This is a genomic window from Pedobacter sp. AW31-3R (assembly GCF_052180285.1).
Classification (GTDB): domain Bacteria; phylum Bacteroidota; class Bacteroidia; order Sphingobacteriales; family Sphingobacteriaceae; genus Pedobacter.
Window position 1 is genome coordinate 2,513,583 of record NZ_CP197475.1, and the last position, 21,566, is coordinate 2,535,148.

Annotated in this window: 21 protein-coding genes; 9 read left to right on the forward strand and 12 right to left on the reverse strand. The window is 42.9% G+C overall.

Annotated features, from left to right (window positions below; translation table 11 throughout):
- Positions 1-199 precede the first annotated feature (199 nt).
- The 6 genes from yidC to trpS form a co-directional block, all read right to left on the reverse strand.
- On the reverse strand, positions 200-2,005 hold the full coding sequence (yidC, locus tag ACSBL2_RS10310) for a membrane protein insertase YidC (RefSeq protein ID WP_442591608.1): 1,806 nt from the start codon (positions 2,003-2,005) through the stop codon (positions 200-202).
- A 20-nt stretch (positions 2,006-2,025) separates the two neighbouring features.
- Positions 2,026-3,642 (reverse strand): CTP synthase, encoded by a 1,617-nt coding sequence (locus tag ACSBL2_RS10315; RefSeq protein WP_442591609.1) that lies wholly within the window; start codon positions 3,640-3,642, stop codon positions 2,026-2,028.
- Between the two features lie 494 nt (positions 3,643-4,136).
- The gene (locus tag ACSBL2_RS10320; RefSeq protein ID WP_442591610.1) at positions 4,137-4,676 is read right to left on the reverse strand and encodes a hypothetical protein; all 540 of its coding nucleotides are present in this window, start codon (positions 4,674-4,676) and stop codon (positions 4,137-4,139) included.
- Between the two features lie 36 nt (positions 4,677-4,712).
- A complete protein-coding gene (gene kdsB / locus ACSBL2_RS10325) occupies positions 4,713-5,450 on the reverse strand; it encodes a 3-deoxy-manno-octulosonate cytidylyltransferase (RefSeq protein WP_442591611.1) in 738 nt (245 codons plus the stop codon).
- Entirely contained in the window at positions 5,451-6,065 is a 615-nt protein-coding gene (locus ACSBL2_RS10330) for a deoxynucleoside kinase (RefSeq protein ID WP_442591612.1), read from the reverse strand.
- Between the two features lie 59 nt (positions 6,066-6,124).
- Entirely contained in the window at positions 6,125-7,123 is a 999-nt protein-coding gene (gene trpS, locus ACSBL2_RS10335; RefSeq protein WP_442591613.1) for a tryptophan--tRNA ligase, read from the reverse strand.
- 228 nt (positions 7,124-7,351) lie between these two features.
- Between trpS and ACSBL2_RS10340 the strand changes: the two genes are divergently transcribed.
- From ACSBL2_RS10340 to ACSBL2_RS10365, 6 genes are all read left to right on the forward strand, one after another.
- Positions 7,352-8,086: a lysophospholipid acyltransferase family protein gene (locus ACSBL2_RS10340; RefSeq protein ID WP_442591614.1), complete on the forward strand. Its 735-nt coding sequence runs from the start codon at positions 7,352-7,354 to the stop codon at positions 8,084-8,086.
- Entirely contained in the window at positions 8,083-8,373 is a 291-nt protein-coding gene (gene gatC / locus ACSBL2_RS10345) for an Asp-tRNA(Asn)/Glu-tRNA(Gln) amidotransferase subunit GatC (protein ID WP_442591615.1), read from the forward strand. The genes ACSBL2_RS10340 and gatC overlap by 4 nt, the downstream gene beginning before the upstream one ends.
- A 71-nt stretch (positions 8,374-8,444) precedes the next feature.
- Entirely contained in the window at positions 8,445-9,182 is a 738-nt protein-coding gene (locus ACSBL2_RS10350; RefSeq protein ID WP_442591616.1) for an ABC transporter ATP-binding protein, read from the forward strand.
- Between the two features lie 19 nt (positions 9,183-9,201).
- Positions 9,202-9,750 (forward strand): cob(I)yrinic acid a,c-diamide adenosyltransferase, encoded by a 549-nt coding sequence (locus ACSBL2_RS10355; RefSeq protein WP_442591617.1) that lies wholly within the window; start codon positions 9,202-9,204, stop codon positions 9,748-9,750.
- Positions 9,751-9,834: 84 nt separating this feature from the next.
- Positions 9,835-10,056 carry a DUF2795 domain-containing protein gene (locus ACSBL2_RS10360; protein ID WP_008240955.1) on the forward strand — a complete coding sequence of 74 codons (222 nt, stop codon included), beginning with the start codon at positions 9,835-9,837 and terminating at the stop codon, positions 10,054-10,056.
- A 130-nt stretch (positions 10,057-10,186) separates the two neighbouring features.
- Positions 10,187-10,345: a lmo0937 family membrane protein gene (locus ACSBL2_RS10365; RefSeq protein WP_442591618.1), complete on the forward strand. Its 159-nt coding sequence runs from the start codon at positions 10,187-10,189 to the stop codon at positions 10,343-10,345.
- Positions 10,346-10,391: 46 nt separating this feature from the next.
- Here ACSBL2_RS10365 and ACSBL2_RS10370 read toward each other — a convergent pair whose 3' ends face one another.
- The gene (locus ACSBL2_RS10370; protein WP_442591619.1) at positions 10,392-11,069 is read right to left on the reverse strand and encodes a 2-C-methyl-D-erythritol 4-phosphate cytidylyltransferase; all 678 of its coding nucleotides are present in this window, start codon (positions 11,067-11,069) and stop codon (positions 10,392-10,394) included.
- A gap of 265 nt (positions 11,070-11,334) precedes the next feature.
- The gene (gene queA / locus ACSBL2_RS10375; protein ID WP_442591620.1) at positions 11,335-12,384 is read right to left on the reverse strand and encodes a tRNA preQ1(34) S-adenosylmethionine ribosyltransferase-isomerase QueA; all 1,050 of its coding nucleotides are present in this window, start codon (positions 12,382-12,384) and stop codon (positions 11,335-11,337) included.
- A gap of 139 nt (positions 12,385-12,523) precedes the next feature.
- On the opposite strand from queA, the gene ACSBL2_RS10380 reads away from it, so the two are divergent.
- Entirely contained in the window at positions 12,524-13,768 is a 1,245-nt protein-coding gene (locus ACSBL2_RS10380) for an ABC transporter permease (RefSeq protein ID WP_442591621.1), read from the forward strand.
- Between the two features lie 159 nt (positions 13,769-13,927).
- On the opposite strand, the gene ACSBL2_RS10385 is transcribed toward ACSBL2_RS10380, so the two are convergent.
- Positions 13,928-15,121, reverse strand: a complete 1,194-nt coding sequence (locus ACSBL2_RS10385; RefSeq protein WP_442591622.1) for a pyridoxal phosphate-dependent aminotransferase — start codon at positions 15,119-15,121, stop codon at positions 13,928-13,930.
- A 167-nt stretch (positions 15,122-15,288) separates the two neighbouring features.
- Here ACSBL2_RS10385 and ACSBL2_RS10390 point away from each other — a divergent pair, with 167 nt between their 5' ends.
- Positions 15,289-16,209: a cation diffusion facilitator family transporter gene (locus tag ACSBL2_RS10390; protein ID WP_442591623.1), complete on the forward strand. Its 921-nt coding sequence runs from the start codon at positions 15,289-15,291 to the stop codon at positions 16,207-16,209.
- Positions 16,206-16,676 carry an NUDIX domain-containing protein gene (locus ACSBL2_RS10395; RefSeq protein WP_442591624.1) on the forward strand — a complete coding sequence of 157 codons (471 nt, stop codon included), beginning with the start codon at positions 16,206-16,208 and terminating at the stop codon, positions 16,674-16,676. The genes ACSBL2_RS10390 and ACSBL2_RS10395 overlap by 4 nt, the downstream gene beginning before the upstream one ends.
- Before the next feature lie 118 nt (positions 16,677-16,794).
- Here the strand turns inward: ACSBL2_RS10395 and pdeM are convergent, their stop codons facing one another.
- The 3 genes from pdeM to ACSBL2_RS10410 are packed head-to-tail and all read right to left on the reverse strand — an operon-like array spanning position 16,795 to position 21,561.
- Positions 16,795-17,430, reverse strand: coding sequence for a ligase-associated DNA damage response endonuclease PdeM (gene pdeM / locus ACSBL2_RS10400; RefSeq protein ID WP_442591625.1), 636 nt, complete (start codon positions 17,428-17,430; stop codon positions 16,795-16,797).
- Entirely contained in the window at positions 17,414-19,972 is a 2,559-nt protein-coding gene (locus ACSBL2_RS10405) for a ligase-associated DNA damage response DEXH box helicase (protein ID WP_442591626.1), read from the reverse strand. The genes pdeM and ACSBL2_RS10405 overlap by 17 nt, the downstream gene beginning before the upstream one ends.
- Positions 19,969-21,561 (reverse strand): ATP-dependent DNA ligase, encoded by a 1,593-nt coding sequence (locus tag ACSBL2_RS10410; protein WP_442591627.1) that lies wholly within the window; start codon positions 21,559-21,561, stop codon positions 19,969-19,971. Before ACSBL2_RS10410 ends, ACSBL2_RS10405 begins: the two co-directional genes overlap by 4 nt.
- Between the last annotated feature and the right edge of the window lie 5 nt (positions 21,562-21,566).

Here is a 21,566-nt window from a genome sequence, read left to right on the forward strand (position 1 = left end):
GAAATGGGGGAGAAGGCTATGGAAAAGGTGCTATTTTATACAAATAGGTTGAAATAAAAAAGAGGCCATGTCATCAATGAAACTGAGCCTCTGAGAATTGAATATTTGAAAATGATCCTAAGGGGATACGATTGAAACCAATAAAAAAGAGGCTGATCATAATTTTATGATACAGCCTCTTTTAAAAAAAGCAATTTGCTTATTTATTTTTCTTCTCCTGAGTTTTCACTTGTTGTTGCTGACGCATATAGTCATCTAAACGTGTTTGGAACTTGGATTTCTTTTTAACGACTTCAGGTTTTTTCTTGTTTTCTTTCAGGATGTTATGAATTTTCTCATCATTCACCATCGATTTGATCAGGAACTGCTGACCGAAAGTAAGCATGTTCGCTAAGAAATAATAGTAGTTCAATCCTGATGGATAGCTGTTCAGTACACCGAGGAAGATAATTGGCATGATGTAACCGATATACTTCATCTGTCCTGTAGCACCAGATACCTGGTTGTTAAAGTACGTATAGATCAGTGTGGAGATGGTCATCAATACACACATTAAACTCAGGTGGTCACCAATAAAGGGAACAGTAAATCCGAATTTAATGAAATCATCATACGTGGAAAGGTCATGCATCCATAAGAAGCTCTGTCCCCTCAACTCGAATAAATTCGGGAAGAAGAAGAAGAAAGCCATTACAATAGGTAACTGGAGCAGCATTGGTAGACATCCGCCAATTGGATTCACCCCCACCTGTTTGTATAATTTCAGGTATTCCTGTTGTAATAAAGTCGGATTATCTTCACCTACTTTAGCTTTGATCTCATCCATTTCAGGTTTCAGAATTCTCATCTTTGCCATTGAAATGTAGGATTTGTAAGTCAGTGGTGACAGTACCAGCTTAAGGGCAATCGTCAGCACTAAAATGATCAAGCCATAACCCCATCCAAAACCTTCAAGGAAGTTAAATACAGGAAGCACAATAAATCTGTTGATGTATTTCAATGGCCAGTAGCCCATTTCCACTAATTTCTCCAGTTCCTGGCCCTGCGCTTTTAATACTTTAAACTGGTTGGTGCCGAAGTAGAACTTCATGGCATAGTTTTGTGTAGCCAGCTGATTAAATGCCAAAGTCATGTTGGCTGCATAACCTTTTACCTCATTGGGGGTAGTCAGCAGTTTAACTTCCAAGTCGGCCTTGTCAAATGGAACGGCAGGAATCAATACTGCCGAGAAGAAATGCTGTTTGAATGCAATCCACTCTGTTTTTCCTTTGATCAGGTCTTCCTTTTCATCTTTGGCAACACTCAGGTGATCCGGGTTTTCTTCCACATACTTATAGTATGGTGCAGAATACTGCTGCTCATTTTTCAGGGATTTTTCCTGCTGAAGCAATACTGTTTCCCAGTTCAGGGTGATGGTGTTGTTTTGGATGACCTGGTTCAGCCCGTTCAGGTTGATGTTGAAAGCAACATCATGGGTATTTGATTTCAGATCATAGACAAATTCAACATATTTATCCGCGCTGTAGTTCGCACGCATCGTCATTGACTTATCCGTTTGGGTAGCCGTAAAATACAGGTCATTGGTATTGATGATTTTACCACCAATATTCAAATTCAGCCCGAACTTGTTGTTGTCTCCATTAAAAAGAACCACAGGTTTATCCAGATAAGTTTTCTCACCTTTTACTTCTACAGACTGGATTTTACCTCCTTTATTTGTGAAAGTTAATTTTAAGAAATCATTTTCAATTACACTAGTGGCCACAGTGCCTGAAATATTTGCGCCAAAAGGACCTTTCAGCGCTGCAGAATCTACTGCCGGAACAGCAGCTTTCACATCCGGCGTAGCTGCCGGCGATTTGTTGACATTGGCTTTCGCAGCGGAGTCAAGGGCAATCCTTTCGCGTTCTTTCTTGATTTCAGCCTCACCTGGCTTGAAAAAATAGAAGGAACCGGCCAAAACGATCATGATCAGGAATAATCCTGTGAATGTATTTCTATCCATTATTGTTATTTAAACGCGTATTAATTTGTTTTCTTCTTCGCAAACTCCATCGCAGCGGCGACAAATTTAACAAAAAGTGGGTGAGGATTAGCAACTGTTGATTTTAATTCTGGGTGAAACTGTCCGCCAACGAAAAAAGGATGGTTTTTAAGCTCAATTATTTCTACCAGATTACTGTCCGGATTAATACCTGAAGCGATCATACCTGCTTCTTCATACTGTTTTAAATAGGCACTGTTGAATTCATAACGGTGACGGTGACGTTCCTGGATATGTGCTTTTCCGTAAGCAGAATAAGCTTTAGTCCCTTTTTTAAGGTCGCATGGATAAGAACCCAGACGCATCGTTCCACCTTTGTTGGTTACCGTTTTCTGGTCTTCCATCATATTGATAACCGGATCAACGGTATTTTCATCAATTTCTGTTGTATTCGCTGTGGGTAAACCCAGCACGTTACGTCCGTACTCAATTACGGCACATTGCATTCCTAAACAAATTCCGAAGAAAGGCACATTATTTTCACGTACAAAACGGATAGAGTCGATTTTTCCTTCAATACCACGGCTGCCAAATCCTGGTGCAACCAGTACACCATCTAAATGGCTAAGTTTTTCTTTGGCATTGTCCGGATAAATTTCTTCCGAATGGATATATTCTACCCGTACTTTACATTCATTTTTAGCACCGGCATGGATGAAAGATTCAATGATCGATTTATAGGCATCTGGTAATTCCACATATTTTCCGATCAGTCCGATTTTAACTTCTGAAGTCGGATTTTTTAACCTGCCCAGGAAGTCTTTCCAGCTTTCCATATCCGGCTCATTTTTCTGCGCCAATTTAAGTTTGCTCAGTACAGTTTTGTCTAACTGTTCCTTGATCATTAACAAAGGAACAGAATAGATAGAAGAAGCATCGATAGATTCGATAACGGCATTTACATTCACGTTACAGAACAAAGCGATCTTTTTACGGATATCTGGGGTAAGGTGCTGTTCCGTACGGCAAACCAGGATGTCTGGCTGAATACCATACTCCAGTAAGGCCTTTACAGAGTGTTGGGTCGGTTTTGTTTTTAGTTCCCCTGCTGCGGCAAGGTAAGGAACCAGGGTAAGGTGGATCACAATCGCATTGTTTGCGCCAGCTTCCCATTTGAATTGTCTTACTGCTTCGATAAATGGTAAAGATTCAATATCACCTACTGTTCCACCAAGCTCAGTGATCACAATATCATAATCTCCGGTCTCTCCCAGGATACGCATGTTACGCTTGATCTCATCAGTGATGTGCGGAACCACCTGAACGGTTTTACCAAGGTACTGTCCCTGACGTTCTTTGTTGATGACATTCTGGTAGATACGGCCGGTAGTAATGTTGTTTGCCTGAGTGGTCGGTATATTCAGGAAGCGTTCATAATGACCAAGGTCAAGGTCAGTTTCTGCACCATCTTCTGTTACGTAACATTCGCCATGTTCATATGGATTTAGAGTCCCCGGATCAATATTAATATAAGGGTCAAATTTTTGAATGGTTACACGGTAACCTCTTGCTTGTAAAAGTTTGGCTAATGAAGCGGATATGATGCCCTTACCTAAAGAGGAAGTGACACCGCCCGTAACAAAAATATACTTAGTCATGTTTGTGAGTTTGTGTGATAAAAGCAGTTTTTAAAGCTGTTTTATTGTTTTTGTACGGGGTACAAAGCTAAGAAATATTGTCGGACTAGCTCAATGATTAATAGATATTTTTAATTGTCTTCTTTTGATGAACGAAATGATCAGGTTCGGGGAGCCAAACCAGAAGGCAAAAAAAGACCAGGTATTTGCCTGGCCTTTTCGATAATATATTTGGTTAGAATATGTCTGGATGGTCAGTGATAAAAACCTTGATTCTTAACACTAAGATAAATTTACAATTAATTTTACAATATTATTATGATTTAGATGTTGATTTTGTAAAATAATCGTATGTGACTGATTGTGAGGTGATTTAATTATTGGGGTAGCTGATTTGTTACATAAAATCGGCTGTATAATCCCCGTTTTTTCAGTGGTTATCCTGCGGTTTTCCTTCGGAAATGTTTTGGTGTTAAAGTGTAGTAATTACACGAAGTATTCTTTTTAAGAGTACGTTATTTTTGGCAGCACTGGTAATAGACCTTTACTTTTTTCTCTTGATCAGACCAGGCAATGTATACTTTGCTCTCTTTGCCAAGCCGGTACTGGAAGCCATTTAAAGAGGAAACTTTGAGCTCTTCAAAGAATTTTTTATCGGGCATATTTTCATCCGCTTCTTCCGATTCGGTTACTGCCGGTTCAATAAAGTTTTCTTCATCAAAAAACAGGTCAAGCTCCTGTTCCATAAATTTGATCTGCTGCTTTTTTTTATCTAAATCTACCGTTTCCTTATAGTTGTCCAGCAGTGCTGTGGCTTTTAAGGTTTTAGTATAGATCTGCTTTCCATCCTTGGGGACAATCGTGAAAACCAGTTCCATGTCTTTGGGTTTTTCACCGGTCAATACAATGCGGAAAGTATCCAGTGCAGTGGTATCGGAAAAGGAGCGGAGGACAGTTTTTGTTCGGCCTGCCAACAGTTCCTGTGGATCTTTAGAACCGCTGTTACAGGCGGAAAGCAGGAGGACAGCGATAAAGGTGGTATAGATACTTTTCATTCGCAAGCAATTTTTACCTCAATATAGGCAAATTAATTATTTTTTGAGCCTGATTATTTTTTCAAGGTCCTGCGGCGTGTCTACCGCTATCGTTTCCAGGTCTGTAATTTTGGTCTGTATTTTATACCCGTTTTCTACCCAGCGCAACTGTTCCAGGCTTTCCGCGAGTTCCAGTGTGGAAGGCTTCAGTTTCGTGATTTCCAACAGCGTAGCCGTCGTGTAACCATAAATGCCGATATGTTTATAAAACTGGTGTGCGGCCAGGTAATTTTCCCCTGATATATTTCTTAAGTAGGGGATGGTATGCCTGCTGAAATAAATTGCTTCCTGACGGGAGTTGATGACGACCTTAGGGATGTTGTTGTTAAACAGTTCTTCTTCCGAATCGATGATTTTGATCAGCGTGGCAAGCCTGACCTCCGGATCCCCGAAGCAGGAACTCAGCAGGTCAATCTGTATAGGGTCAATATAAGGCTCATCTCCCTGGATGTTGATGACAATGTCATATCCGGGACGTTGCAGGGCAACTTCAGCACAGCGGTCGGTACCACTCTGGTGGTCGTTGCGCGTTAAGGCATATTCGCCGCCAAAACTCTTTACGACATCCACAATCCGTTCATCATCAGTTGCAATGACCACCTGGTCGAGACTGGAAGAACTGCAGGCCTGTTCATAAACCCTTTGGATCATGCTTTTCCCATAGATATCTACCAGGGGTTTTCCGGGAAACCTTGTTGAAGCAAACCGGGCAGGGATAATTCCAAGCGTTTTCATTTAAAAAAGTCCGTTAATTTCTGCTTCGATCGACTCAATAACCGTTCCGAGGTCTTCCGGACTATTGGTGAAATCTAGCTTGTCTTTATCCAGGATGAGTAATTTTCCCAGGGAATAGCCTTTGATCCAGGCTTCGTATTTCTCATTTAGTTTGGATAAATAATCCAGACGGATGCCCGCTTCGTAATCACGGCCGCGGCGCTGAATGTTGTTCACCAATGTCGGTACTGAAGCACGCAGGTAGACCAGCAAATCGGGTGGTTTGATAAAAGAAGTGATGTTATCGAAAATATCCCTGTAATTCTGGTAATCACGGCTGGTCATGAGCCCCATATCATGCAGGTTCTCCGCAAAAATATGTGCGTCTTCATAAATGGTACGGTCCTGGATCACGTTCCTTTTATGCGTTTCAATATCGGTAATCTGCTGAAAACGGCTGTTGAGAAAATAGATCTGCAGGTTGAAACTCCAGCGTTTCATGTCGCTATAAAAATCTTCCAGGTAAGGATTGTTGTCTACAGCTTCATATAAAGCTTCCCATCCGTAGTGTTTGGCCAAAAGACTGGTCAGCGTAGTTTTGCCGGCACCGATATTTCCAACTATTGCTATATGCATATGATTACATTAATGAACTTAAGGTATTGATATTAAATGATATTTATGATGTCAGCAAATTAAAAAGGCTTAAAGCCAATCAATTCCCTCACCTCTTTTATGGTTTTGCGGGCACTTTCCCGCGCTTTTTCTGCACCGTGATTGGCCACTTTACGCAAGTAATCGGTATCTTTTGATATTTCTTCAATGCGCTCACGGATAGGGGAATTGAAAACAATCATATCCTCGGCAAGCTGTTTCTTGAAATCGCCATAACGGATCGCACATTTATTGTATAACTCATCGAAATGAGCCAGGGTGTCTGCCGGAGAAACAATTTTCATCAGGTCGAACAGGTTTTGGATCGCCTCAGGTTTAGGCTGGTTTTCTTCGGTCGGACCACCATCTGAAACGGCCTTCAATACCTTTTTGCGGATGATTTCCGGACTGTCTGCCAGGTAGATGCAATTCGCATCACCTTCAGATTTACCCATTTTTCCTTTGCCATCCAGCCCAGGAACTTTCACCAGGTTTGCCGAATAACTGAAAGCAAAAGATTCAGGGAAGTAATCTGCATTGTATAACCTGTTAAAGCGGTTTCCGAAAGTACGTGTCATTTCCAGGTGTTGTTCCTGGTCTTTACCTACAGGAACCTTGGTGGCTTTATGGATCAGGATATCGGCTGCCATCAGTGAAGGATAGGTCAGTAAGCCTGCATTTACATTGTCAGGCTGGGAACGGATCTTGTCCTTGAAGGAGGTACTTCTTTCCAGCTCTCCCATATAGGCATTCATGTTCAGGTAAAGGTAAAGTTCTGTCACCTCAGGTACATCCGACTGGATATAGATGGTACAGGCTTCAGGGTCAATGCCACAGGCAAGATATTCTACGAGTACATGTTTCACATACCCATGTAAATCTCCCGGGGTAGGGTGGGTCGTCAGGGAATGTAAATCAGCTATAAAAAAATAACAATTGTACTCATGCTGCATTTTCACAAAGTTGCTCACTGCACCAAAATAATTACCCAAATGTAATTTCCCTGTTGGACGAATACCACTAACTACCGTTTCTTTCATTTTACTTATATTTTCTGTTCTGCTTGGACTACATTTTTTATCAGGCCCGCCTGTGAATGCCGGGGCGTATAAAAATGATGAAGTTTGAGAGGTCGAAATTAATAAAAAACCCCTTAGCGGGAAGCTTATAATTTCTTTTTATCGTTAAACATTCTGTTTTATAACTAAATAAGATTTGATATTGTATATTTAAATATACTCTTCCATTTTTTTGTAGTTTTGAAATCGATGATGATACTACTCAAAAAGGTACACCGCTGCTACGTCCTGCTGATTATCCTGCTGTTTTTTGTCCTTTTTTATCCTTTTTATGCGATCGCCGCCAGACGTCCCGCCTGGTATGGCACGCTGAACAGGTTAAGGACGCTGAACAGCTTTTTATGCAGTATGTTTACCGGAATATTCTTTCGTTTTACCTATGCGGTACCGCTGGACAAAAACGCAACCTATATTTATTGCGGCAACCATACCTCTAATCTCGACATCATGATCCTTTGCCTCATCGCCAAAGGCCGGTTCCATTTTATGGGGAAAGAGGAACTGCTGAAGAATCCGGTACTGAAGATATTTTTCCAGACGATTGATATCCCTGTGAACAGGGAAAGTAAGATTTCGGCTTTCAGGGCCTTCAAAAGGGCAGCAGAGAACCTTAAACAGGGAATGAGCCTGGTGATTTTCCCCGAGGGGAAGATTGATGAGCACCAGTATCCGCCGGGTCTTTCCCCCTTTAAAAACGGGCCTTTCCGCCTTGCCATTGAAACCAATACGGCAATAGTGCCGGTGAGCATCACCAATGCATGGAAAAAAATGTGGGATGATGGCGCAAAGTATGGAACACGACCAGGAATTTGCGATATTTACATCCATGCACCACTGGATACTGCGGGATTGACAATTGAAGATGCGGATTCCCTTAAAGATTCGGTGTATGACCTGATTAACTTAAAGCTTATCAAACAATGAACATAGATAAAAATACCATTTACAAAGTTGCGGACCTTGCAAGGATCGAGATCAAGGCAGAGGAGGTAGACGACCTGACGGTAGACATGAATAAAATCCTGACTTTTATGGAGAAATTAAATGAGCTGGATACGACTGACGTGAAACCACTGATTTATATGAACCCCGGCCTGAATGTATGGCGTGAAGATGTGGCCAAACAGGAAATTTCCGTGGCCGACGGATTAAAAAATGCGGCCCTTCACAATGAAGCGTATTTTTTCGTCCCTAAAATCCTGGAAAAATAGGTGGCCCTGTAACAAAGGGGAGGCGAGTCTGTCTAAAATGAAATATAACCGCTAAAAGCAAAGAGATTCTGATGGAAAAGCCCCTGATTCATATTAAAGATATTGGCCGTAAATACGTAATCGGAGCTGAAGTGATTCATGCACTGAAATCTGTATCACTCGACATCCAAAAAGGTGAGTTTGTCGCACTGATGGGGCCATCAGGTTCAGGAAAGTCGACACTCATGAATATTCTTGGCTGCCTGGATACCCCCAGTAAAGGTGATTATGTACTGAACGGAACCAACGTCAGCCACATGACAGATGATTCCCTCGCCGAGGTGAGGAATAAGGAAATCGGTTTCGTATTCCAGACCTTTAATCTTTTACCGCGGTCAACCTCACTGGATAATGTTGCCCTGCCGTTAATTTATGCGGGAGTAAATAAAAATGACCGGGATAAACGCGCACAGGCGGCGCTGGAGAACGTGGGACTGGGGCACCGGGTGACACACAAGCCCAATGAGCTTTCAGGAGGACAGCGGCAGCGTGTGGCCGTTGCAAGGGCACTGATCAATAATCCTTCCATCATCCTTGCAGATGAGCCGACAGGTAACCTCGATACGAAGACCTCTGTAGAGATTATGGGACTGCTGGAAGAAATCCACAGTAAAGGAAATACCATTATCCTGGTTACCCACGAAGAGGACATTGCCCAGCATGCCCACCGGATTGTCAGAATGCGTGACGGATTGATAGAAAATGACTATTTAAACAAAGATATCAAAACCGTTTCTCCAAGATTGTCTGAGCTGGAGGATTTAAAATAAGGTTTTACCACACAAACCGATGAAGATATATACCAAGACAGGAGACCAGGGGGAGACCTCGCTGATCGGGGGGACAAGAGTCCCAAAATTCCACCTCCGCATAGAATGTTATGGTACTGTAGACGAACTGAACTCTTATATTGGGTTAATTCAATGTCAAGATATTACTGCACCTCAACAGCACATATTAAAAGAGATCCAGGATCGTTTATTTACCATAGGGGCATCCCTGGCTGCAGATCCGGAACGGTCTAAGATGAAAATCCCCGATTTACAGGAAGCAGATATACTTTTGCTGGAGAAGGAGATGGATGAGATGAATGCGCAGCTTCCCGACCTGAAACACTTTGTTTTACCGGGCGGAAACACCATTGTATCGTATTGCCATATCGCCAGGTGTGTCTGCAGAAGGGCAGAAAGGCTGACTGTTCATTTGGCTTCGGAGAGTTTTGTTGACCACAACATGACGATATACTTAAACCGCTTAAGCGATTATTTATTTGTTCTGGCACGTCAGATTGGATTCGATACGAAAACTGAAGAAAACATTTGGTTGCCCCGATTGTAAATGGTGGAAAAAAAAGTTTGTTTTCGTCAACTTTTTTAATATACTTTTGCAAAAACAAATAAGAACCATAAATAGTATAGGAATATGTATTGGACATTAGAACTAGCATCGCATTTGGAGGACGCTCCATGGCCTGCAACGAAAGACGAACTGATTGATTACGGTATCAGATCAGGTGCACCAGTAGAGGTGATCGAAAACCTACAAGCATTGGAAGATGACGGTGAACCTTATGAAACTATTGAAGAGATCTGGCCGGATTATCCGACAAAAGATGATTTCTTCTTTAATGAAGATGAATACTAGAGAATCATAATTTTTTAAGCCCCGTGTAACGGGGCTTTTTTTTTGGAACGATGATTGTTTATTAAATGTCAAGAAGCATCTAAATTTTTAAAATATTTAATTAACAAATCAAATCTAAAAAATTAAAACTATGGGAAATCTACTTTATTTAGTCGCAGTAATATTAGTTATATTATGGATCATAGGCTTTTTCTTTCATGGCTTTGGCGATGTAGGAGGCCTTATCCACGTGCTATTGGTAATCGCAGTGATTGCAATTATTCTCAAAATTATCAATAGAGCAGCATAAATTCATGTTTTAACCTAATTAAGACATAATTAAGGCTCCTGAAGAATCAGGGGCCTTTTTTTTGCAATAAAAAGGCTGCAAGTTCCAGGTCTTCCTGGTAGGTGATTTTCAGGTTGTTCCTGTCGCCGGGTACCATATGGATCAGGAAACCGGCCTTTTCTACTACGGAAGCATCATCCGTGAATTCCTTCGAAAAAGGTTGCTGGTAGGCTTTTTCAAGCTGACAGGTATGGAAGGTCTGCGGCGTTTGTACCAGAAACAGCTCTTCCCTGTTTACGGGTACCGAGGCCTGATCCTCCATTTTCCTCCTTACGGAATCTACAGGCTGTATAGCGGCTATGGCGTTGCCATTTTCTCCGGCCATCAGATAAGTTTTCAGGATCAGTTCCGGAGACACCAGTGGTCGCACAGCATCATGTATGGCTACTACAGCTTCACCATGTACGGCGGCCAGTCCGTTTCTTACCGAATCATAACGTTCCTGCCCCCCGTTAACCAGTTGATGCGGGATGTCAAATCCGTACGTGGCACCTAAACTTTTCCAATATTCCTGCTGCAGTTCATTCATGACCAGGATGATTTCCGGCTTCAGCTCACAGTTATGGAAAGCCTTCAGCGTATGCATAAGTACAGGAAGGCCATTCAGGACCAAAAACTGTTTGGCTATGCTGGTATTCATCCGGTTTCCTTTTCCTCCTGCAACAATGATTGCGTAATATTTCATGTTTATTTTTTCGGGTTGACCCTGTTTTTATGTTCCATTGCAAGGGTTGAACCCTGCGTTCCAGTGTTCAAAGGTAGGCAATACGGCATGAATTGTACCCCCGGAATGCAGGGAATACACTGTTTTTTATTCATTACTGATTATTATTGTATACACTCATCGCCATGCCAAGCGGGATTTTGAGGCAAAAAAAATAGGAGGAATCAAAAAAGATCCTCCTATTTTTCATATACACTTGCTTTTAAAGGTGATGAATTGATCAGATTTAGATAATCAGCATCGCATCACCATAGCTGTAAAATTTATATTTTTCTTTTAATGCCACATCATAAGCATGTCTTACATAGTCAAAACCACCGAAAGCACTCACCATCATCAACAGGGTTGATTCCGGGGTATGGAAGTTGGTGATCATGGAATTGGCAATGCTGAAATCGTATGGAGGGAAGATAAATTTGCTGGTCCATTCATTGGCTGCTTTCAATGTTTTAGCAGAAGAAACAGCAGATTCAATTGCACGCATTGAAGTGGTACCTACCGCACAGATACGTCTCTTTTCTGCCAGTGCCTTATTGACAATGTTCGCTTCTTTTTCATTGATAATGAATTGCTCAGAATCCATTTTATGTTTCGTCAGATCTTCTACCTCAACTGTTCTGAAAGTACCCAGGCCAATGTGTAAAGTCACTTCTGCAAAATTAATACCTTTTAATTCAAGGCGTTTCATCAGCTCACGGCTAAAGTGCATCCCTGCAGTAGGGGCAGCAACAGCACCTTCATGTTTCGCAAAAATGGTTTGGTAACGCTCTTTATCCTGTGCCGTAGCCTTACGCTTGATATATTTAGGAAGTGGTGTTTCTCCTAGAATTTCAATGTTCTTTCTGAATTCTTCATCAGTTCCGTCAAACAGGAAACGGATGGTACGTCCGCGTGAAGTGGTATTGTCTACAACTTCCGCAACCAATAAATCGTCATCACCAAAATATAACTTGTTTCCTACACGGATCTTACGTGCCGGATCTACCAGAACATCCCATAAACGTAATTCTTTATTCAATTCACGAAGTAAGAATACTTCAATCGTTGCACCTGTTTTCTCTTTGTTTCCGTATAAACGGGCAGGAAAAACTTTAGTGTTGTTCAGTATCATTACATCCTGATCATCAAAATATTCTAATACATCTTTAAATATCTTATGTTCAATTTTGCCACTATCTTTATGCAAAACCATTAAACGGGCTTCGTCCCTTTGCTCGGAAGGATTGTTGGCAACTAATGATTCAGGGAGATTAAACTTAAATTGAGATAACTTCATGTTTTCGGATAAAAATTATTAAGGGTGCAAATTTACGAAATATAATTTGTTTTAGTATATTTTATTTATATAGGCATTTTTTACATTAAATTTAAGGCAGCTGTAACCTTTTAGGTTAGATTTACTCTAACTTTTAATTATGATAATATTCAGACTGATTGGGGAAAGTTTCAGGTTTGCCATTGATGCGATCCGGCAGAATAAATTACGTACCATGCTTTCTTTGCTGGGGATCACCATTGGGATTTTCACGATCATTGCCGTTTTTTCCGGTGTGGATACACTGAGGGCTAAACTTCAGGATAGTGTGGACAAACTCGGATCGAATACGATTTATGTACAGAAGTGGCCATGGGTGGAAACAGGCGAATACCGCTGGTGGAAATACATGAACAGGCCAAGGCCGACTTTACGTGATTACCAGCGGCTGAATGAAAGATTGGGCAATGTGGAAGGGGTATGTTACCAGGCTTCCACAGAAAACAGGATCATTAAATACAGGAGCAGCACGGTGGAAGGTGTATCGGTTACGGCCGTGAGCCATGAATTCAGCAAGACCAAGAATCTGGAATTCCAGGAGGGCCGTTATTTTACAGATAATGAAAGCCGTTCCGGTTCACCCGTGATTATTATTGGGGCAGATGTGGCTAGTGGATTATTCGATGGACAGGAAGCTGTTGGTAAACAAATCAAAGCCATGGGCCGGAGGCTGACAGTGATTGGGGTCTACAAAAAAGAAGGAGAGAGCATGATCGATGAGTCATCGGACAATATTGTGACCATTCCCCTGAATTTTGCAAAGAGTATTTTTGATGTACAGGGGGATAATTATGGAGGAACAATTACAGTGAGGGGGAAAGACAATGTCAGTCTGGAAGAAGTAGAAAGTGAACTCCGCGGTGCCCTGCGTTCTATACATAGCCTGAAACCAGGCCAGGAAGATAACTTCTCCCTCAATAAAACCACCATGATCACAGAACAGCTGGATGCCATGTTCCAGATGTTAAAAATTGGCGGATGGGTAATCGGAGGATTCTCTATCCTTGTCGGTGGTTTCGGTATTGCGAATATCATGTTCGTATCGGTAAAGGAAAGAACAAATATCATCGGTATACAGAAATCGCTTGGTGCAAAGAACTATTTTATCCTGCTCCAGTTCATGTTTGAATCTGTCTCTTTATGCATTATGGGGGGAGGATTGGGACTCTTGCTGGTCTACGGCCTTACGCTCCTCTTTACCTATGCGATGGATTTTGAAATTGTGTTGTACATGAGTAATGTAATATTGGGAATTGGCATTTCGGTGGTGATCGGTACCATATCCGGTTTCTGGCCTGCCTATTCGGCATCCAGGCTGGACCCCGTGGAAGCGATCAGGTCTTAACCCTTAACCTTAATCTGGAAAGAAGCTATTAAAATTCTGCAAGCGGTTGAAAAACGCGCTGCCTGCTTTAAATAGATAAACCTTAATATATACAAAAGACCCCGGCCTGTTCCTATTGGCCGGGGTCTTTTGTATATATTAAGGTTTACGAGTATAGGCTTAGCTTAATTTGGCTAATGCTTCTTTAATTCTTGATACCGCTTTTACCAGTTGATCTTCCGCAGCAGCGTAAGAAAGACGGATACAATCTTCATTACCGAAAGCTTCTCCGGTTACCGTAGAAACATGGGCTTCATTCAACAGGTACAGACATAAATCTTCAGCATTATTGATGGTGCTGCCATTTACACTTTTACCGAAGTAAGATTTCACTTCAGGGAAGAAATAGAAGGCTCCGTCAGGAAGGTTTACTTTCACTCCCGGTATTGCTGTCAGCAGGCCGTACACTAAATCCCTGCGTTTTCTGAATTCATCTTTCATCGCTGTCACTGTTTCCAGTCCGCTTTGGTATGCCGCAAGGGCAGCACGTTGTGAAATTGATGAAGTACCGGAAGTAATCTGTCCCTGTAATTTATCGCAGGCATTGGCGATCTCTTTGTTCGAGGCCATATAACCCACTCTCCAACCTGTCATGGCATAAGCTTTTGAGAAACCGTTGATGATAATGACACGGTCTTTAATCGAATCAAAAGAAGCGATTGAAGCATGTTTGTCCACAAAGTTAATGTGCTCATAGATCTCATCAGAGATGATGTAAATTTCCGGGTATTTTTCAAACACAGCAGCCAGGCTGGCCAGTTCTTCATACGTATATACCGATCCGGTAGGATTACACGGAGAAGAGAACATAAACAATTTAGTTTTTGGCGTAATTGCAGCCTCGAGCTCTTCAGCAGTAATCTTGAAGTTATTTTCTACAGTAGCGTTAATGAATACGGTTTCGCCTTCTGCCAGTTTAATCATTTCAGAATAAGATACCCAGTATGGGGTAGGAACAATTACTTCCTGTCCCGGATCAACCAGGCACATGACCGCATTTGCCAGGGATTGTTTTGCTCCTGTGGAAACAACAATCTGATCAAAGGTGTAGTCTAATCCATTTTCATTTTTCAACTTTTCCACAACAGCCTTTCTCAATTCAGGATAACCGGAAACAGGAGTATAGTAAGAGTAGTTCTCGTCTATGGCCTTCTTCGCAGCTTCTTTAACATGTTCCGGCGTAAAAAAGTCTGGCTCTCCAAAGCTCAGATTGATTACGTCAACTCCTTTAGCGGTGAGTTCTCTCCCCAGCTTTGCCATTTTAATGGTCTGTGATTCTGATAGGTTGTTGATTCTTTTTGATAAAAATGTCATGGTTCTATTATAAGTAAGCAAATATAAAAACCTAAGGCTAATGTTAACTAAAAAAAATACTTTTAATAGATTATGGTGGCTAAATCGTATTTTTGGGAGCTAATACCAGTACTTTGCAACCTAAAAAGAAAGCCATATTAATCGCATTATGCATTAGTGTTTTACTTATGCTCGCGAAATTTGGTGCCTACTTTATTACCCATTCCAATGCGATTCTAACGGATGCCGCAGAAAGCATTGTGAATGTACTTGCCAGTAGCTTCGCCTTTTACAGCATTTATCTCGCCACACTTCCCAAAGATGAAAATCACCCTTACGGACATGGTAAGGTTGAATTCTTTTCTGCTTTTGTGGAAGGTGTTCTGATTGCTATCGCGGGACTCATTATTGTGTTCAAGTCGGGGTATGACCTTATTTTCCCCAGGGAAATCGTAAAACTTGTAGAAGGAGCCATCATTATCGGAATCACCGGGCTAATCAATATGCTGACGGGGTATTACCTGATCCGTACGGGGAAAGTGCAGCACTCGCTCACCCTGGAAGCAGATGGGAAACACCTGTTAACGGATGCGGTGACCAGCGCGGGACTGGTGATCGGAATTCTGCTGATTAAACTCACGGGAATTGATCTGCTGGATAGTATCATTTCTGTACTTCTTGGCATATATATTATTTACAATGGCTATAAACTCACCCGAAGGTCGGTCGGGGGATTGATGGACGAGAGCAATACAGAACTCGTCGAAAATATTGTCGGATTACTGCAGGACCACCGTCAGGATGCCTGGATCGATGTCCATAATTTCAGGGCGCAGCAGTATGGTGCCGATTTACATATCGACTGCCATATCACCCTGCCCTGGTACCTAGATTTGAATAAGGTACACAAAGAAATTTCAGATATTGACCGGTTGATCAATGGGAATAGTTCCCATGCTACCGAACTGTTTATACATGCAGACCCCTGTTTGCCGGAGTGCTGCAATTACTGCAAATTATTAACCTGTCCCGTGAGGAAGGAAGCCTTCCGTGAAGAAATCCGCTGGACAGTAGAAAACACCACTAAAAACAAAAAACATTTCCAATGAGCTATTTCAATGTAAGAGTCTACGGTTTATTAATCAATGCCCAAAATCAGCTATTAGTTAGTGATGAACAGTCTGGCGGCAGGATTTTCAGTAAATTTCCGGGAGGCGGATTAGAGTATGGTGAAGGTCTGATTGATGCTTTAAAGCGCGAATTCATGGAAGAATGTAACGCCGAAATAGAAGTCCTGAGCCATTTTTATACGACTGATTTTTTTGAAAAGTCGTCTTTCAATGACAGCCAGATCTTAAGTATTTATTACCTGGTGAGGGAAGTCAATCCCTTGGAAATGGTATTTAAAACCGAAGTTTTTGATTTTGATGCCGACACTGTACAGTCTTTCCGCTGGATAGATCTGGATGCACTGAAAGAAGAGGATGTGACTTTCAAAACGGATAAAACTGTGGTCAACATGTTGCTTTCCTTAATTTCAGAGAGCAATGAAAGTTATACGGAAGAAGAGGTATAATTTTTCCGTATCAGGCATATAAGCAGCAAATCAAGTACTATAGCAAATGAAGCACTATAGTAAATCAAGCGCTATTGCTATCCATAGTCAATTAAATGTGATGGCTACAAACGGCACATTAAACCGCAACAACTGAGGAAGGGGTAATAGCATAAAACTGATCACCTTCCTCAGTTTTAATTTTACTGAGTCCGGTAAACTGACTGAATGCAGGCAGTATCGCACAGTTTTTGCCAAAATAGAAGCAGGGCAGGCGCAGGCGCTGCCGTGATTTGCCAAATACTGTCACGCCAGGATGGATATGTCCGGTAATGTTATAGTAACCATCGGTTTGTTCGGGCTGGTCGTGGACAAAACGGAAAGGGCCGCACAGGAGCTCCTTTTGCCGGATGTCAATGTTCAGTCCCGCATAATCACTTTCCTTCAAACGGTCGTGGTTACCTTTGACGAGTATAATCTTCAGTGAAGCATGTGCTGCCCTCCATTCACGGAAGACTTCCGTATCACTGTTCAGCTGGTAGTGGAACATGTCCCCGGTAATCAGCAATACCTCAGGAACAAACTCGCCGATCAGCAGCGTCAATTTGTGCAGGTCGGTATTTCCTATCGTAGAAGGAACGGGGATCCCTGCCATCCTGAAAGTTGCCGACTTCCCCAGGTGCAGGTCGCTGATGATCAGCATTTTTTTCGATGCCCAGAAAATTGCCCTGTCCTTACTTAATATCAATTCTTCCCCTTTACAGCTGATGGTCATTCTTCTTCCTTCTTCTTTGTGGTTTTGTTTCTGTTTTATCGGCTTCAGCGGTCATGCGGGCGATCCTTTCTCCCAGCTCCTCGGTACTCATATTCTCTCTCAGGCTATCCACCTTAATTGGGAAACAAAGCGGGGTATAGCTTTCTGCTTTCACAATGATCACTTTACTGCGCTGTATCCTGTGTAAGGCTGCAGCCAGTCGCGGCTCTTCAATCTGCTGATAAAAAGCTTCATCATAGGCCTGGCGCAATAATAGGTTATGTTTATCGTAATCGCTAAAAACATTAAAAAATAATCCTGAAGAAGATTGCAGGTGTTTGTTCGCTACATATTTCCCCGGATATCCCTGGAATACCAATCCGGAAATACAGGCAATATCCCGGAACTTACGCCTGGCCATTTCAGTGGCATTAATGCTGGCCACAATATCTTCCCCCAGGTTTTTCGGACTGAACAATTCTTTCACCTTTTCCTCCTCAAGCGGAATAGGCTGCTCGCTCAGCAGTTCAAAACCATAATCATTCATGGCAATGGAAAAGCTTATCGGTTTAACCTTGCCCAGCCGGTAAGCGATCAGTGCAGCCATCACCTCATGTACCTGTCTCCCTTCAAAGGGGTAAGCAAAGAAATGGTAACCATCCCTGGTTTTGATCAGTTCAATCAGGAACTCATCGTCTTTAGGCACATGTGATACCTTCGCCTGTCTTTCAAACAGGGGCAGGACAATATCCAGTTCTTCATCGGTATGGGTTTTAGCCAGTGTTTCATTGTACTTCTTTCTCAGCAGGGCACCCAGGTTTGCCGTCAGGGAGAGTCTGCCGCCCAGCCAGCTGGGGGTGATGGCGGTTTTCTGTTTACTTTTCCTTACCAGCACGGTCATTTCTTTAACCATGATAAATTCCAGCACCCTGCCGGCCAGCGTAAAACTATTCCCTGGCTTCATTTTAGCCATAAATGATTCTTCCACCATGCCCACGTACCCCCCGGTAAGGTATTTTACCTTGATCATGGCATCACTGACAATTGTGCCAATATGCAGGCGGTGCCGCATGGCGATCTGCCTGTTGGTGACTTTCCATAATCCATCTTCCAGCACAACTTTACTGAATTCATTATAGGCGGTCAGGCTATCTCCTCCGGTGGTGATAAACTGCATCATCCAGTTCCATTCTGAAGGTTCCAGTTCCCGGAAAGCATGGGTTTCTTTGACTTCTGCATAAATCTGCTGTTCATTGAAGCCATCACCTACAGCCAGGGTCACCAAAAACTGGATCAGGGTGTCAAACGACATGACCACCGGTTCCCTGCTTTCAATGTTCTGTGTTTTTGCGGCTTCTTTAATGGCTGCAGCTTCCACCAGTTCCAGGGCATGGGTAGGAAGGAAGTAAATTGTTGACGTTTCGAATGGGGAGTGCCCGCTGCGTCCGGCACGTTGTAAAAAGCGGGCGACCCCTTTGGGTGAACCGATCTGTACAACGGTATCTACTGGCTTGAAGTCTACCCCAAGATCCAGGGAAGAGGTACTGATCACTGCTTTTAAGATTCCGGTATGGATGGCATCTTCAATCCAATTCCTTAACTCATAGTCGATTGATCCATGGTGTATAGCGATCTGTCCCGCCAGGTTCTCGTCCTGTTTCAACAGGTTCTGGTACCATAATTCCGCCTGCCCCCTGGTATTGCAGAAAATAAGTGTGGTTTTACTTTTTGCAATAATAGGCAATAACTTATGGGCGAGTTTGTGACCAAGGTGACCCGCCCAGGGCAGCATATCAATATGGTCGGGCAGGATGGATTTGATTTCTATTTTCTTTTCTATATCTGCTACCACAATGGTTTTTAAGACATCCTGATAAGGCACCAGTACGTCCAGTGCCTGCTCCATATTTCCTATCGTTGCCGAAATTCCCCAGATGCGCAGCAATCGTTCAGGATGTTTTTCTTTCAGCAGTCCTTTGATCCTTGAAATGGCAAGCTCGGCCATTACGCCTCTTTTACTGCCCAGCAGTTCATGCCATTCATCAGCGACAATACACTGGAGGTCGTTAAAATAATCTGAAGTATGTTTTTGTGCCAGCAGCAGGTGCATACTTTCCGGGGTAATGATCAGCACTTCCGGCATTTGCTTTTTCTGTTTCAGCTTTTCACTCTGGGCGGTATCGCCGTTACGTACGCCCACCTGCCAGTCCAGTTCCAATTCCAGGCATACTTCCCTCATTGCTCTGGCGAGGTCTTTCGCAAGGGAGCGCAGGGGGGTAATCCAGATCAGCTTCATTCCTCCTGATTTCTTCCTGATTGTTGACTTTTTTCCTGTTTTCAGCGGGACGGTCTTTTCATTTAGCGCCGATTTATTGAGCTCATCGATCGCTACCGCAAGGAACATAGAGAAGGTCTTTCCGAATCCTGTAGGCGCATTCACCAGTCCGCTGTATCCCTCCGCATAATATTCCCAGGCTTCGGTCTGGAACTTAAATGGCTTCCGTTTACTGCTTTTCAGCCATTTAATGACCTGTTTATACCCTTTACTTTTTTCTAAGTTCATAAGGTAGAAGCTAATAGTTGTCTCAAATCGTCCAGCGTATTGATCTCCGCAGCCTTTTTATCTTTACGCCAGCGGGCGATACGCGGAAAGCGCAGGGCGAGTCCCGCTTTATGTCTTTTACTTTCTGCGATCCCTTCAAAAGCGATCTCAAAGACCAGTTCCGGTTTGACTGTTCGCACCGGGCCAAATTTCTCTATCGCATTTTTCTTTACAAAGGCATCTACTTCCTTGATTTCCTTATCGGTTAATCCGGAATAAGCTTTGGCAACGGTAATCAGTTGTTCTCCGTCACGTACAGCGAATGTATAATCGGTGAAAAAATTGGCTCTTCTGCCACTTCCTTTTTGGGCATAAATCATGACGGTATCGACGGTATAGGGGTTGATTTTCCATTTCCACCAATCCCCGCGCTTGCGCCCGCTGTGATACAGGGAATCGAGTTTCTTCAGCATGATCCCTTCGCTGTTGTTGTCGCGGGAACCTTTCCGTATCTCTGCCAATGCCTCCCAATCTTCAAAAGGAATTACCGGAGAAATAACGGCAATATTTTTTTCAGTCAGGCGATCCATTATACTGCATAGCAGTTTCCGTCTTTCCGCCAGGGTTAAAGTACGGATATCCTCTCCTTTATACTCCAGGATATCATAGGTATAAAAACCAATGGGTGCATCATTCAGTTGCGATTTATTGATCGTTTTTCTATTCAGCCGCTGCTGGAGGATACTGAATGCCTGTACATTTCCGTCTTTTACGGAGAGGATTTCCCCATCCAGTACCGTGCCGTCGGGAAGGTCATCCTGCAGAAAATGAAGTTCAGGGAACTGATCCGTCACGAGTTCTTCGCCGCGCGACCAGATGAAGAGTTCTCCGTTCCGCTTAACGATCTGTCCCCGGATTCCATCCCATTTCCATTCTGCCTGCCAGGAGGAGGTTTCCCCCAGGCTTGCGGGTTCGACTTCCAGTGCATAGGCCAGACAGAAAGGGTAGGGCCAGGAGTTATCGGTATTTACATGTGCACCCGCAATAAGCTCCTGGTAGCTGATTTCCTCAGGCTTCCATTTCCCCATGATGCTGTGCATGATTTTATTGCTGTCCGTATCACTCTGTTTGGCCAGGGCATTGACCAGCATTTTGTTCGATACGCCAATTCTGAAATTGCCGGAAATCAATTTATTGAAGATAAAGCGTTCCTGTGTATCCAGGCTGTCCCAGGCATTGAGTATAAAGTCCTTCTTGAAGGCATCATCTTTACCATTCAGGTCTGCCAGGTCTGTAATCCATTCATGCAGTTTTCTGTCGGTCACCTTTGAAGCCGGTGGAAGTACCAATGCTATGGTTTCACTCAGGTCGCCCACACTGTGGTAACTTTCCGCAAAAAGCCATGGTGGAATGCCGCTCAGATCGATCGCCCATTCTTTGATCAGGGCTGTGGTGACCGGTCGTCGTGGTTTTTTACCTGTAAACATCGCGATGACATAAGGTTTATCTTTTTCATCGGCGGTACTGAAATAGGAAACAAGGGCCGCGATCTTATCGTTGGTCTTGTTGCTCATTTCCAGTTGCTGTATCAATTCTGTAAACCTTCTCAATATCT